General features: G+C 63.6%; 7 protein-coding genes. 2 read left to right on the top strand and 5 right to left on the bottom strand.

Translation table 11 applies throughout. The features are described from left to right. Positions 1 to 6: 6 nt before the first annotated feature. A complete protein-coding gene (locus H0523_RS16640) occupies positions 7 to 171 on the top strand; it encodes a DUF1328 domain-containing protein (RefSeq protein ID WP_006389411.1) in 165 nt (54 codons plus the stop codon). 79 nt (positions 172 to 250) lie between these two features. Next, on the top strand, positions 251 to 589 hold the full coding sequence (locus H0523_RS16635) for a BON domain-containing protein (protein ID WP_054429506.1): 339 nt from the start codon (positions 251 to 253) through the stop codon (positions 587 to 589). 99 nt (positions 590 to 688) lie between these two features. Here the strand turns inward: H0523_RS16635 and H0523_RS16630 are convergent, their stop codons facing one another. The 5 genes from H0523_RS16630 to H0523_RS16610 all read right to left on the bottom strand — a co-directional run bounded on the left by H0523_RS16630 (position 689) and on the right by H0523_RS16610 (position 14,514). Then, positions 689 to 1,561, bottom strand: a complete 873-nt coding sequence (locus H0523_RS16630; RefSeq protein WP_054429507.1) for a PhzF family phenazine biosynthesis protein — start codon at positions 1,559 to 1,561, stop codon at positions 689 to 691. Positions 1,562 to 1,809: 248 nt separating this feature from the next. Continuing rightward, positions 1,810 to 2,055, bottom strand: a complete 246-nt coding sequence (locus tag H0523_RS16625) for a hypothetical protein (protein ID WP_180180094.1) — start codon at positions 2,053 to 2,055, stop codon at positions 1,810 to 1,812. A 140-nt stretch (positions 2,056 to 2,195) separates the two neighbouring features. Then, positions 2,196 to 2,825 (bottom strand): hypothetical protein, encoded by a 630-nt coding sequence (locus tag H0523_RS16620; RefSeq protein WP_156349981.1) that lies wholly within the window; start codon positions 2,823 to 2,825, stop codon positions 2,196 to 2,198. 104 nt (positions 2,826 to 2,929) lie between these two features. Then, complete coding sequence (locus tag H0523_RS16615) at positions 2,930 to 12,775, bottom strand: hemagglutinin repeat-containing protein (RefSeq protein ID WP_180180093.1); 9,846 nt, start codon at positions 12,773 to 12,775, stop codon at positions 2,930 to 2,932. 17 nt (positions 12,776 to 12,792) lie between these two features. After that, on the bottom strand, positions 12,793 to 14,514 hold the full coding sequence (locus tag H0523_RS16610) for a ShlB/FhaC/HecB family hemolysin secretion/activation protein (protein WP_082404358.1): 1,722 nt from the start codon (positions 14,512 to 14,514) through the stop codon (positions 12,793 to 12,795). Between the last annotated feature and the right edge of the window lie 86 nt (positions 14,515 to 14,600).

Here is a 14,600-nt window from a genome sequence, read left to right as displayed (position 1 = left end):
GCTGACATGTTGCACTACGCCGTCGTATTTTTCGTCATTGCGATCATTGCGGCTGTCCTGGGCTTCGGCGGCATTGCCGCCGGCGCCGCGGGCATCGCCAAGATCCTGTTCTTCGTCTTCCTGGTACTGGCGCTGCTGTCCATTCTGGGCGGCGCATTCCGCAAGAAATAGAAGAACATCGCACCCCAAGAATCTTCGCTTAGCCGTTGCATCCTGAACGCGCTGAACCCCATATACAAGGAGCACAACTATGGAAATCCGCAAGCTGATCGCCGCCGCCGCACTGGGTACGGGCGCCGTCTTCACTTCCATGGCCTTTGCCGCCGATGACGGCAAGCCCAAGCAATCCGTGGGCGAATACGCGTCCGACGCGACCGTGACCACCAAGGTCAAGGCCGCCTTCGTGGCCGACAAGCAGCTGAGCGTGCTCGACATCGCTGTCGAAACCAACGAAGGCGTGGCCAAGCTGACCGGTACGGTCGGCACCGCCGCCGAAGCCGATCACGCCGCCACCGTTGCCCGCGGTGTCGAGGGCGTGAAGCAGGTCATGAACAACATCAAGGTCGACCCGGCCAAGAACAAGAAGTAAACCGCCGGCCCTTGATGGGCATGCAATAGAAAACGGCGCCTGTGCTCACACACAGGCGCCGTTTTCCATTGGGGCGCGAGATCACTGCAACGCGCAGCCTCAGACGTCCACCGTGCCTCGCCCGATCTCCAGCGCGCGGCCGCCCACCTGGATGCGGCCATCGGCCTGCACGTCCAGCAGCAGCCGGCACGGACGGCCCATCTGGTCGCCCTGCTCCACCAGGAAACTGGCGGGCAGCGCATGCTGCCGATGCCGCAGCCAGCCGCCCAGGTTGGCGCAGGCCGAGCCGGTGCCCGCATCTTCCTGTACCCCGCCGCCGGGTTTGGCATAGAAATAACGCGTCACCACGACATCGCGCCCGTCCTGCCGGCGTCCATGGTCAAAAGCGAACAGGTAGCAGACCTTGCGTCCCAGGCTGTTGGCCTGCCAGCGATCCAGCTGCGAGGCATCTGGCTTGGCCCGCCGCAACGCGTCGACGTTCTTCACGGGCACCAGCAGTTGGTCCGCGCCCGTATCCACCCAGATGGGATCCCCCGCAAGGTCGTCCGCGTCCAGCCCCATCAGTCCGGCAATATCGGCCGCCGGCAGCGTCGGCGCCGCCGTGCTTACGCCGTTCGGACAGGGCGCGGTGAAAGTCCAGGCGTCACCCTGCGCGGTGACCGGCACGACACCGGCCTTGAATTCCAGCGTCAACGCATCGCCGCGCTTGAGCAGGTCGCGCACCACTTGAGATGTGCCGATGGTGGGGTGGCCCGCGAATCCCATCTCGAAACCTGGCGTGAAGATGCGCACGCGCGCGTCGGCCCTGTCGGAGGGCAGGATGAAAGTGGTTTCGGAAAGATTGAACTGCGCCGCCAGTTCCCGCATGGTGGCGTCGTCCATGCCACGCGCGTCTTCGAATACACAGAGGGGATTGCCGGTGAAGGTGCTGGAAGCGAAGACGTTGAGGAGACGGAATGCGTAGGTGGCCATGGTGGGGTAAGGCGAGGGATTTGCTTGGGTGGTGACGGTCATCACTTTATCGCAACGGGCGCATTGGTGGGCTGCTACCGAAGTGGGCCGACAGCATCGCCAAAACGTCTCACGTCACTCAAAGAAAATAGAGCCGAACTGCATCCACAGCCAGTACGGCTTTAATATAGAGTTTCCCAGTTAATAAAAGTCATCATCCAGCTTCCCCTGGGATTTTAGCGCGATGACCTGCTGCTTCTCGCTTTCGCTCAGAGCATCGGGCGTCTTTCCTGGGAACAATTGCCCGGGATCACCCGCGCCGCCAGTTCCCCGCCACCCGCGCCCAGACAGCCGGCCAGCGGCGACGGATCGTTCAGCTGTGCCGCCCGCGTGCGCCATCGCGTTGGCTGCGGGATTGTCCTATAGCCGATTCGCCGCTTGATCTCGGTTGCTAGGTAGGGCGCCGCGCCGCTGCCCAATTCGCCGGCCAGGTTGCCGCCCCACAGTGTGGTCATGCGCCAAGTCCCGACCATTCGCTTCCCTGCGTCAAACGACTGCCCGAACCCTGCGGTATTCGGTACGGACCACGATGCCTTTCTCGTTGTCGTTAACTTGATTGATTCGGGCCAAAGCGTTGATGACACGATCTCCCTAACTATCTCTTTGGGTAGTTATAGGATTCGGGTAACGCATAGCCCTCCGGAATAGCTGGCAATTTCGCTGCATCAGACCAAGCATTTTTGTCTATATCATCGAAGATATTCTTAAAAAAACCCGACAACGCCAACGAAGAATCCCTCACCTTTCCCAGGAAGACCACCACTTTAATAGCATCGCCCTCTCGCAGAGAATTTTCCAAGAAATTTAAGCTCATCTGAAAATCAGCAATATCATTACTTAGTTTTTCATCCAAATCAGCCTTACAGCCCACGCCACCTCTCTCGCTGAAAAAAACCCTCCTCCCACCAGAACAATCATACAAACGCAAAAACAACCACTTTATATTATTTATATTTTTAACTTGAAAATAAACATCCTCACAACCATTGCAACTTGCGAATGAAGCACATCCCTTCGAAATAACCACCCCCTCTCGGCCAACCCAACCCACCCTTTCCACATCGTCATAAATATTCATAAAAAAACCATAAAGACTAAGCGAAGCCACCCTCATCTCTATCAAAGCATATTTCGCCGCAATCAAGTCATTTCTTTGCAGCGCATCATTCAGAAGGCTCACCCCCCCCTGAAGATTAGATATCTCCGTATTAAATTCTTCGTCCAAATCCAATTCATAGTCTATGGCCCAATCATCGCCCGAGAACCTCTCCCCCACCCCAGAACAATAAAAAAAGGCCGGTATCAGATGTTTTATTTTATTAATATTTATCACTTCAGCACCCTCCCGCTCGCCGCATCTGTCTTCGATTGATTTATCGATCCATCCAGATTCAAAACCCGCCTAAAATTGCCGTGCCTATCAAAAACCTCAATATGATCCATATGCTTCCCATCCAAATAGAATTTATCGCCTTTTCTAATATTATTACCAATACGACGATCCGCTTGATAAACAGTCTGCCCATGATAGTGCTGGCTCGTTTTCCGGGAGCCGTCTTTTATTTCACTACCGAACCCAGGCCGCTCTAGAAATTCCGCCGCTTTTCCTACTGCGTCCTTATTCGGCTGGTATCGGCCGTTTTCTTTGTGATCATCACCTGCTTTGCCATGTACCGAATGGCTCTTTGCCGGTGACTTCGCCCCCTTCCCCGCTCCGCCGGTAATCGCCCCGAGCACCGCCCCCGAGAGCAACTCGGCCCGCTCTTTGTCGATACCATAAGTGCGCGCTAGCCGCTCCGCAAATTCGGTACTGGATACAACACCTTCAGCGTCAATCTGCTGCGACAGCAAAGGCCCCATATCCGCCTTCATCTGCCAGGGGATATCGCTGTCTCCCAGCACACGATCTATCGCTTCGCGGACCAACATGCTGTTTGCCGGGATATCGCCATACTCCTTCCGGCACGCATTCGGATCGGTAGCGCAGACCGAGATCAATCGATCCTGCTGCGCAACACTCAGCCGCTCCATATCCTCAATGACTTGGTGGCAATCGCCACGGGCTTCGCATCCCCGCGCGCGCTCCGCGAATTCGTGCAACTGTGATGCGCTCAGATTGTTGTTCTCGACCGCATTCCGCCCCGCCTGCGCACCGGTCACGCCACCAGCCGCATCCCCCGTCGCCAGACCGCCCGCGATCCCCGCCGCCAGCTCGCTCAGCGCGCTGACCTGCTGCTTCTCGCTTTCGCTCAGCGCATCGGGCGTCTTTCCTGGGAACAATTGCCCCGTGATCACCCGCGCCGCCAGTTCGCCGCCGCCCGCACCCAGACCGCCGGCCAGCGGCGACTGGTCGTTCAACTGCGCCGTCACCGCGCCCAGCACCGCGTGCGCCATCGCGTTGGCTGCCGGGTTGTCCTCGCCGACCCGCCGCTTGATTTCGGTCGCCAGGTAGGGCGCGGCGCCGCTGCCCAATGCGCCGGCAAGGTTGTTCCCCACCAGCGCCGTCAACGCCCCGGTCACCGCCTGTGCCGCCTTCTGCAGGTCGCTGCCGGTGCCGTATCGCGCCATGGCATTGCCGTAGGCCCTGTCCCTCACATCCGCGTCGGTGTAGAGCCGGCCCTCCTTGCCGAGCTGGGCCTTGGCCTCGGCCAGCGCCTTCGGGTCGGTTTGCGCCTTCAGGCCCGCGATATCGCCCTGCGTGCGGATGATGTCCATGGCCTGGCCGCCGATCTCGCCGATCAACTGCACCTGCCTGAGGCGGTTCTGTTCTTTCTCCTTGTTGAAGATCGGACTGATGCTGCCGTCGTTCGCGTGCGCCGTGTCCCGGCTCAACCCCGCCACATCCTGGCGCTGGTTGGGTTGGTCACGCACCGTCAGATCGCCTTCGCTGACCGCCGCCTTGGTCGTGCCCGACGCATGCCCGCCATGATTGGCGTTGGACAGGACGCCGCTGGCCGCGTTGGTCAACAGCGCCTTGCCCACCGGCCCGCCCGTCCCCATCGATCCGCCGCTATGGCGCGCCTCGAAGTCCGCCCGGTTGTCGATGTCGCGCCAGCCCAGCGTGCCTGTATCCAGCTGGTTCTTGTCCTGACCGGCCGTACTCGCGATCACCGCGCCATCCAACTGCGTGTGCCCGCCTACCGTGATGTCATAGCCGCCACGGCCCGCGAACAGCCCGGTCTGCTCCTTGACCGAATCAAAATCGCTACGCAGTTTGTCCTGGCTCGCGCTGACATTCGCCGAGCCGGTCATCGAACCGAACGTGAAGCTGCCCCCCGCGCTGATGTCGCGCTGGCGCGAGGAGTAATGGTCACTGTCCTGCTCGCTTTGCAGCGTCAGGTCGCGGCCCACGTCGACGCCGATGTGTTCACCGCCAACCTGCGCGCCCTTGAGCAACGTGTCGCGCCCGCTGCCCAGGATCACGCTGCCGCCCGCATCCAGCGTGGTTTCGGTATGGGTCAGGCCCCGGCCTTTCTCGCTGCCCTTGCCGGCATTGATGTCGGCCGATACGTTGATTCCGTAGCCCCCGGTTCCCACGCCGATGCCGACGCCGAGATTGCCGCCATGGCTGCTGCTCTTGCCGTCGCTACGCTCGGTGTTCTGCGCCGACCGCAGTTCGAGGTCCGCGCCAGCCGAAAGCAGCAGATCGCCGCCAGCCTTGACCTGACTGCCGATCACCGCGATATTCCCGCTGCCGGCCTCCTTGCCAGCGCCGGTGGCGGTGATCGAAACATCCCGCCCGGCGTTCAGCGTGCTGCCATGCGCCTGCAGGCTCTCGCTGTGGGTCTCGCTTTTGGAGGATTGGCTGCCAACGGAGACGCTGACGCCGATGGTGTTGGTTGCCCCCCGCGCCGCATCCTTGTCGCCCGCTTTCACACCCGATGCGACATTCCTGGCATCGGCGGCCTGCGTCTGCAGGTCGTCCCGTTCCAACGCCTGCGCCGCCTGGGCGCCGGAAAGCAACGCTTTGGCGCCCTGCAGCGCCCGCAGCCGCCCGTCGCTCTCCTTGCCCGCCTGACGCGCGGTGGTGACCGCGGTATTGAGCGCGCTGCCCACGGTTCCCGACAGCGCAATGGTCAAGCCACGCTGCCGGGACTCGAAGGTCTCTGTGCGGGTCCGTGTGTCATAGCCCGGGTCGATCCGCACACGATCGCCCGTGATGTCGATATCCTGCCCCGCGACCACGTCGGCCCCGCCGATGTGCACGCGATTGCCCGCGGTGATGGTCACGTCACCCTGGTTGCTGCCCACCGTGCTCACGCTCTGGCTCTGGGTGACGCCCTTGTCGTCCACTTCGTGGCGTGATGACTGGCTGCCGAAAGTGACGCCGATGCCGCCGCTGTCCAGCAACCCGCTTTTCTTCTTCCGCTCCAACAGGTAGTGCGATTCCGTCTCGGTCGCGGCGGAGATATCGACGTCGTGACCCGCATGCAGACCGACATCGCGGTCGGCGACGATCGCCGAACCACTCACCGTCAGATCATTGCCCGCCGTGACGCGGACCGTGTCACCGCTCAGCATGCTGCCTGTCTCGCGCGTGACGTGGTCGTCCTTCACCGTGTCGCTGCTGCGCTTGCGCAGGAAGCCCTTCGTCTCCGAGTGTTCCTGCGTATGCTGTGTGTCGCTCTGGGTGACGCTGACGATCCGCACGTCTTTCTGCGCCCACAGCGCGAGATCGCCCTGTTCGCTGTGCAGCGTGCTGCCTGCCACGGCGATATCCCCCGCCCGGGCGACAATCGTCACACCGTCCTGACCCGCGAGCGTGCTGCCGACGGCCTCATGGCGCGAGGTTTCCATGGCACGCTGGCTCCTGGTCTTGCCTTCACGCGTGCTTTCGGCGTCCTGATCGTTCACCTGGCGGCGCGCGCTGCCGATGGAGATGTCGTTGGCCTCCAGGCCTATCCGTCCTTGCTGGCTGTCGAGCTGTGCGCCCTCCAGCGTGACCGAATTGCCGGCCTGGATCGTGACGCCCCTGTCGCCGCTCAGCGTGGACAGGCCCAGCCGCTCTTCCTCTCGGTGGTTCTCCACCGAAGAAGTGCGGCTGTCGGCCTGCAGCCGCGTTCGATTCGTGGTGGACGTCGACAGCAGCCGGACATCGCCTGCCGCCTGCAATTGCGCCGAGCCGCCCGCCTGGACCTGACTGCCTTGCAGGATGAGATCCCGCCCTGCCGTCAGGCTCGCGTCGTTGCCCGCCGTCAGGGTGCTGCCCAGCGCCTGTTGCCATTCACCGCTGACTTGCGCCATGCGCTGGCCGGCGTCCTCCATGCCCGAGCTGGTCCGGTTGCCCATGGCGCCGGAGATCACCTCGACGCTCCCGGTGTGGCGGCTTTTCGCGGCGCCGATGTCCAGGTTGTCGCGCGCGCTCAGGCTCAGATTCCGCGTGGCGTCCAGCCTGGCGCCCCGCAAACGGATATCGCCGCCGCTGAGCGCAATGTCATTGGCGCTCATGCCGGCCTGGCGCAATGCATCCTGCAGGTTGCTGCGCATCGTCAGGCTGTCCGCCCGCGCTTCGATGCGGTCGGCCTTGATGTCGCCGCCCCGGTGCATGAACTGATCCGCATCGATCCCGAGCGCCTGGTCGGCGAACAGATTGCCGGCATTGTCGAGGCGGCTTGCCGACAGCTGAAGCGCGCCGCCACCGATCAACGCGCCATCGCCGGTCAGGCGCAACGTGGACGCGGCCAGATAGACCTTGGGCGTCCATACCGTCTGCGGACCGCTTGCGGTATCGACCGTCTCGCTCACCATCCAGACGATATCCTGCTGCAGCGCCGCGATCTGCGCCGGACTCAGGGCGACGCCGGGCACCAGCCGCAGGTCTTGCGCCACGCGGGCGCCATTGGCCATCAACGCCTGATACTGCGCCATGGCGCTTTCGCCATGCACGCTCGGGCGTCCGGTCAACTGCAGCACCTGCTCACGCACCACCCGCTGTTCGTAGAAGCCGTCCCCAAGGCGCTTGTGCGCGCGCGCCGGATCGAAGCCGACCTGCGTGAGCAGATAGTCGCTGCTGATGAATTTGTCACGGCTGGTGAAGCGCGTGTCGCTGACGACCAGATAGGGGCTGCCGGGTTCCGCCGGCTGACGGAACAGGCCGTTGTTCGGGATCGCGGTCGCGACGCGGTTCAGATGCTGCTTTTCCGTCAACGCCACTTCGGCCGGAAGCAAGGGGCGCCCCGCGCCCCATTGTGCGTCACCCTCGAGCGGCTCCGCATCCGGCACCGTCACGGCCAATGGATTCCGCAGCCAATCGGCGCGCTCGGCCTCCACCGCCGCCTGCGCCGCGGCGACGTCGCTGATCTGCGCCTGATCGACCGTGGTGTTGGTGATGCTGGCGCCCTGAATGGCGACGTTGCCATTGCCGGTGATCACGGCATCCACGGTGCTCAACGCCGTGGTTACGTCACGGTTGAACGTCGGATACCAATGCACCGTATCCTTGTCGTAGTGGTCGACGATGATTTCCCTGCGTCGCTCGTTGATCGAGTACCCGCGGTTGTCGACCGTGCCGGAGCCCGCGATATCGAGATTGCCGTTCGCCGTGATGACGCTGGCGTCGTTGAGCAGGCGCCCGGAGATGCGCAACGCCATGTTCCCGCCCGCCAGGATGCGGGCGCCAGTCCCTTCGGACACCAGCTGGTCGCGCGTGGAGGTGCTGGTGACCGTGCGCTCGCGGAAATTGCTGTAATCCGTCACGAAGGGCGCGTCGGCGATATCGACGTGCCTGGCAGGGTCCCATTGCTCGATGCGACCCTGGTCATATTCACGCCAGACCGTGTTGTGATACGGCGTGGGAACACGGTACTGCCTGTACCCGCGCGTCTCGTAGAAAGTCATGGCATAGCGGCCATCGTCATCGGGCGTCAGCGCCAGATAGTTGACCCACAAGTCCATCAACCTGCCCCGGCTGTTCCTGACACGCACTTGCGCGCGTTTGGCGGGGGCGTCGATGGCCAGCAGCGTGCCGTATCGGTCGCGGCTCACGGCGGCCTCGTCGTGGAAAGTCAGGTGCCGGGTGGTGGGGGCCACGGGCCCGAGGTCGGGGTCGACTGCCGAGCCATAGGAACGCCAGTAATAGTTGTAGCGTTGCCAACGGATCGTGTCGCCGGCTTGCGCGTCACGCGCGATATCCAATCCTTCGCGCAGGTTATCCAGTCGGCCGGCGTCAATCGCAACGTCACCATCGGCTTCGATGATGCTTGCGCGGTTTTCCATCAGATCGCCGCTGTATAGCGTGAGCGCGCCACCGCTATACAGCAGGCCGCCTTCGCGGTTGACCAGCCGTTCCCGCGCCTGCAGCGACAGGTTTCGCGTCGCGGCGACCACGCCATCCCGACCGTGGTTGTCGATCACGCGGGCATGCACGACGACGTCGTCACCCATCACGGTTGCCGGGTTGTCGAGCGTATCGACGTCGAGTGTCATGCGGTCCGCTTCCAACCGGCCCCGGTTGACCAGCGTGCCCGTGGCCAGGCTCACCCCCTTGCCCCCCAGGGAACCCAGGTTGGTGAAATGCGTGCTGCCCATCGCAAGGTCGCCCGGCAGCAGCCATTGCGCCTCGTTGGTCAGCGTGCCGTTCACGGCAAGCGTGAGCAGGCCGTTGCTGCTGAGGATGTCGCCGTCCCGATGGGTGTAGTCCTGCCCGATGGAAAGCGACAGCGCATCCAGGCCGAGCAGCGCACCGCCCCGGTTATCCAGGGCCTGGACGTCGATAGCCAGCGCGCTGCCGCTTTGCACCCGCCCCGAGGCATTGTCCAGCGAGCCCGCAGTCAGCGCGGTATGCGTCGTTCCCAGCAACAGGCCACCGTCACGGTTGTCCAACCGATCGGCCTTGATGCCCAGCTGCCCCTGGCTGCTGATGATGCCGCGCCCACTGTTGTCCAGGCCCGCCGCATTCAGCATGAACGTCCCGCCCGACACCAGCTGGCCAGCCTGGTTGTCCAACCGCGCGCTGTTCAGTGTCAGCGCGTCGGCACTGTGAATCCTGCCTTGCCGATTGTTGAGCGTACTGACCCGGTAGTCACCCGCCGCCTGACTGACGAGCATGCCATCCGTGTTGTTCAGGTTGTCCGCGGCCAGGGTTAGCGCGCTCTTGCTGCTGATCAGCCCATGCCGATTGCCGACCTGGCCCGCGGTGATGCGCTGGTCACCGTTGCTGCGCAGCGCTCCCCGGTCATTGCCCAACAGGTCGACGATGCGCAGATCGAGCTGCCGCTGGCTGTCGATTGCGCCGCCTTCGTTCAGCAATCGCAGCGCATCGAGTCGCAGCGCATCGCCGCTTTGAACTTGGCCTTGCCGGTTGTCCAGTGCCCCGCCCAGATCGAGCCGCAATTGCTGCTGGCTATGGATCAGGCCTCCTTCCGTGTTGCTCACGCCTTGCGCCGCAAGCCACAACCCGGTACCTGCCGATATCCGGCCCGCCGCGTTGTCGACCGAACCCGCTGACGTGTCTGCAGCGGCGCCCCGCAGGTCCAGCCGCCCCGCGGCGCTGATATCGCCGGCGCGGTTGTCGATATCCTGCGCGAGCCGCAACGTCAGATCCGAAGCCGACTGCAGCACGCCGTTGGCGTTATTCAAGGTCGTCGCGGCGAGTGCCGACGCGCCCTGGCTCTGTATCGTTCCCTGCCCGTTATCGATATTTCCCGTGGCGGCGGCAGACCAATCCCCCTGGCTGCCCATCCATCCTTGCACGTTGCGGATGTCTTGCGCCCGCAACTGCTGGGCCCCCCGGCTGAAGAGGCGGCCGCCGCCGTTATCCAGCAGGCTCGCGAACCGCAGATCCAGGCGGCCCAGCGACAGGATGCTGCCCTGCCGCAGATTGTCCAGCGCGCCACCCTTCAACGACATGGCGCCACCGCTTTGCACCGAGCCCGCGGTGTTGTCGAATCGGCTTGCCGCGTCGCCCTGCCAGGCGAGTGTGTCCACGGCCGTCAGGATGCCCGCCTGATTGCCGACATCGCCGGAGGTGTCCAACCTAAGTGCGCCGCCCGACTGCAGTTTCCCGGCACGGTTGTCCAGCCCGGCAACCGCGGCCTGGACCTGCTGGCCTCCCACCGCGGTGGCGTTACGGTTGTCCCAATTGCCACCGGCCTGGATGGATAAGGTCTTTCCGGCTTCGAGCCACCCCTGCGCGTTATCCAGGGCCTGCCGCGCCGTCAGGTTCAGATCGCCCCAACTGACGAGTTGCCCTTGCCGGTTCTGCAGGTGCTGCACGGCCACATCCAGCTGCCCGCCGGTGACTTTTCCGCGGGCGTTGTCGAGCGTGCCTTGCGCCTTCAATGCCAGCCTGTTGCCGGCCCGCAGGCTTCCATCCTTGTTGTCGATGTCGCCGCCGGACGTGAGCGCCAGCGCGTCGAGGCCGGAGACCGAGCCAGACCGGTTATCCAGGCGGCCGGTGATCAGCGCGAGGCTGCCATTGCTACCCAGTTCGCCGCCACGGTTATCCAGCAGTCCATCGACGTGCCAGCGTTGCGCGGCGCCGGCAAGCGCCACCAGACGCCCCTGCCGATTGTCCAGGGAGCCGGCGTCGATATCCAATTGCCGGGCCTCGATGGCGCCCCCGGTGTTATCCAGCGCGCCCGTCAGGGTGAAGCGGCTATCTCCGTCCGCCACCTGCGTCCAGACCGCATCCCGATTGAACAGATCATGGCCGTCGACCTTCCAGCTGCCTGCCCGGATCTTCGCCTGCTGTGCGTCAATCGATCCCGTCGTGTCCAACGTCAGCAGACGGCTGTCGACCCGGGTTCGCTGCAATGCGATGCCGCTGTCCTGCGCGTTGATCTGCACCTGGTCAGCGGCCAGGGCGCCCTGGCTCAGGTCCACCCGGCGGCCAGTCATGGCGATAGCCTTGTTGCTCAGCAGGCTGCCACTGGCGCGGATGTCTCCCTGACTGCTCAACAACAGGTCCGCACTGCCCACCAGCGAACTATTGATATCGCTGCCCGCCAGCAGATTGCCACCGATCTGGATGCCTTGCTGCGCGGTCAGCCGGATGTCGCCCGCCGCCGCCAGCGTGCCGGACTGTTCAATGCGTCCTGCACGGCTTTCGACTGACAACGTGCCGCCGCTGTACAACTTGCCGCGATGCTCGAGGCCATCCCGCGCGATAAGGGAAATGTCGCCGCCGGCCTGGGTCACGGCCTGGGTCACGGCCTGATTCACGGCCTGGGGTTCAGCCTGGTTCACGGCCTGCGTTGAACCCGGCAGCCAGCTGAGCCAGCCCTCGCTGCTGACGGTCAGCGTTCTGTCCGCCAGCAGATGCCCGCCCTGATTGCGCACCCCCACCCCGGCCTCGGTGCCCATCATGTGGATGTGGCCGCTGTACATGCCACCCAGCTGGCCCATGTCTATCGCCAATTCCGGCTTGATGGCATCGGCAATCAGCGGTACGACCGTCTTGCCATCGGCGCTGATGCGATTGCGCCCCGCGACCACCGACACGGCGTCCTGGGCCCAGACGCCGGCGTTTATTTCCACCGCACGCGCCAGGATGTCCACATACCGGGCGTCATGCCGGAGGTCGCCATTCACGCCGCCGCCGTCGATGCGCACCACGCCGCGTTCAACCAGGAATCCCGCCAGGCTGCCATCGGCATTGCGCTGTGGCGCACCGGTGCTCAACGTCATGCGCCCCGCGTTGATGGTTCCACACCCATCGCACACGATGCCTGCCGGATTGGCCACGATGATCTGCGCCCTGTCGCCCGCCACCTCCATGAACCCGCGCAGCAGGCTGGGATTGCTGCTATTGACCTCATTGAGGATGACGCGCGCCGTCACCCCATTCGGAGCGAGATTGGGGTTGCCCTGGATCATGCCGGCCAGGCCGGTTGACGTCATGACCGCCGAGTTGTTGAGAATGACGCCTTGCCGGTCGACGTCAAACTGGGTGTAACGGTTATGCGAAACCCTGCCGTTATCGGGCGCGGCAATGTTCACCTGCGGCAAACCATTCTGCGTCGTGATCACCGCAGGACGCTGTCCGGCAGGCGCGCCCCCGTCGACAACAATCCCTCCCGCGACCACGGGTCCGACGAGCGTGGCCAACCCCGCCAGCCGGATGGCGCGCCATATGTTGATCCAAAGGCGTGTTCCGCTCATGCGGCGGCCTATCGGGCCAAGCGCCATCCGCAACGCATCGAAGACATGGACGGAAATGAGGAGGCGGTGTTTCATGGATCACGTCTTTGAAATCAGATTTCCAGATTGACGCTGAATCCGACCGTCAGCCCCGAGGTTTGAAAATCATGCGGTTTACGGAGCGGCACGCCAGCGAACGCGTCATAGCCAAGTCTTTTCCAGAGCGCACCGCGTACTCCCAGGGCGCCTCCGGCCAGCCAGCGCCCGACCAGGTACCGCGCCCCCTGGCCACCGACCCAACCGTAGTCCGCCGCCACATACAGCGCGTCCGTCTGTGAAAAAGCATTCCAGGCCAGCTCATTGCGCCAGAGCAGTCCGTGTTCGCCGGACAGCATCTGCTCGCCGTCAAAGCCACGCACCGTATAGCGCCCGGCAATGGCCATGCGATCTTGTGGTGTCAGTGCGTCCGGGCTCCATTGGCCTCGAACGGTCGCGAGATAGCGCCAGCGCTGCGCTCCCAACACAAAGGGCTGGTCGAACGAGACTTCGCCAGACAGCGCGCCGCCGCGCGCGCTGCCACTGCCAGACGCTTCCTCGGGGGCCGCGATGGCGCCGAACGCGCCGATGCCATGCCGCCAAGCGATGTTTGCGTCGAGCGTGGCGCCACCGAGATAATTGCGCTGGCTGACGCCGAACTCCCAGCCAGCCGTGCGCCGCCGTTGCTGCTCGATGTCGATCTCGTTCACCGCGTTGGTGGCGTACTTGCGATAGACGCGCAGATTGACCGTCGTCTTGTGCGACTGGTTGCGATGTATCAGCCGCGAGACCGAGACCTGCAAGCTCGCGCTCTTGCCGCTGTAGCGGAGCACCTCGTTGGCATTGGGAATGTTCTGGTGATAGACGTAGTTGTTGTAGGTCGCGGAGACGGTCCAGTAGCCCGCCGGGAAAACGTAGTTCAAGGCATTCGAGCGATTGCCGAACGGTCCTTGCTGAAATACGTTCCTGCCGACGTTGGCATAGAACAGATCGTTGTGCGCAAAGGGCGCATCCACGGCCAACGTGGCGGAACCGAGATACCGGCCGGTGCTGTCCGACCCGCTGTCATCCAGGCCGATACTCAACCGGACAGGGCGGCGTTCCTGCCAGCTCACCAGCAGATCGCTGGAGCCACCGCGCTGCCCGGGCGTGATCCGGATATCGGCGTCCGCGCTGGGCACGCGCTTGAAGTTTTCCAGGCCCTGCTCGATATCACGCAGATTGAGCAGGGCTCCGGATGACGCCGGGATGGCATTCCACAAGCGGCCGCGCCATGAAACCGGCTCATCGAATCGGATATCGCCAATGCGGCCAGGCAGCAGCGTCAACACCAGGACGCCGCGGGTAAGGTCCTGTTCCTGGGCCACGACCCGAGTCGTGACGTAGCCTTCGGCCAGGATGGCGTTCTGTATCTGGTTGACGGCCGTGACAATGCCTCGCCCGCCCAGGCAACGGCCTGTCGCACCCGCGGCGGCATCGAGCGCCCATTGAAAACCGGCGGCGGAGTCGCCGGTCAGCCGTAGGGAATCGATGACGAAGCAGGGGCTTTCATCGGCAGGGTAATCGGAAGGGGATCCCGCGGGAGGGAGAAGATGCTCGTCGACCTGCGGGGTATTTTGCAGTTGCAGAGCGCGCTCACGCTCCTGCTGACGCAACTGCTCGCGGGCATCAATGGATATCGCTTGTTGCGAAGAAGCCTTGAGCGCGGAGTCGGCGAAAACTGGTGAAACGACGGCGGCAAGAGCCAGACACCCCAGCCCCACAACGCATAACAGCCCACCGCGACGACCGCACCGCATCCCTGCTCCTTGATTTCGCGGAGCCAGAGTATCAACAACTTACGGGCCTACGTAATTGTTAAATGGTCGTACAAATTCAAGCGTCA

This window comes from Achromobacter insuavis (genome assembly GCF_902859645.1).
Lineage (GTDB): Bacteria > Pseudomonadota > Gammaproteobacteria > Burkholderiales > Burkholderiaceae_B > Achromobacter > Achromobacter insuavis.
This window is presented reverse-complemented; position numbering and strand designations above follow the sequence as displayed.

Coding starts and splice junctions, on each gene's coding strand:
- H0523_RS16640 (WP_006389411.1), top strand. CDS start 7: ATGTTGCACTACGCCGTCGTATTTTTCGTCATTGCGATCATTGCGGCT.
- H0523_RS16635 (WP_054429506.1), top strand. CDS start 251: ATGGAAATCCGCAAGCTGATCGCCGCCGCCGCACTGGGTACGGGCGCC.
- H0523_RS16630 (WP_054429507.1), bottom strand. CDS start 1,561: ATGGCCACCTACGCATTCCGTCTCCTCAACGTCTTCGCTTCCAGCACC.
- H0523_RS16625 (WP_180180094.1), bottom strand. CDS start 2,055: ATGACCACACTGTGGGGCGGCAACCTGGCCGGCGAATTGGGCAGCGGC.
- H0523_RS16615 (WP_180180093.1), bottom strand. CDS start 12,775: ATGAAACACCGCCTCCTCATTTCCGTCCATGTCTTCGATGCGTTGCGG.
- H0523_RS16610 (WP_082404358.1), bottom strand. CDS start 14,514: ATGCGGTGCGGTCGTCGCGGTGGGCTGTTATGCGTTGTGGGGCTGGGG.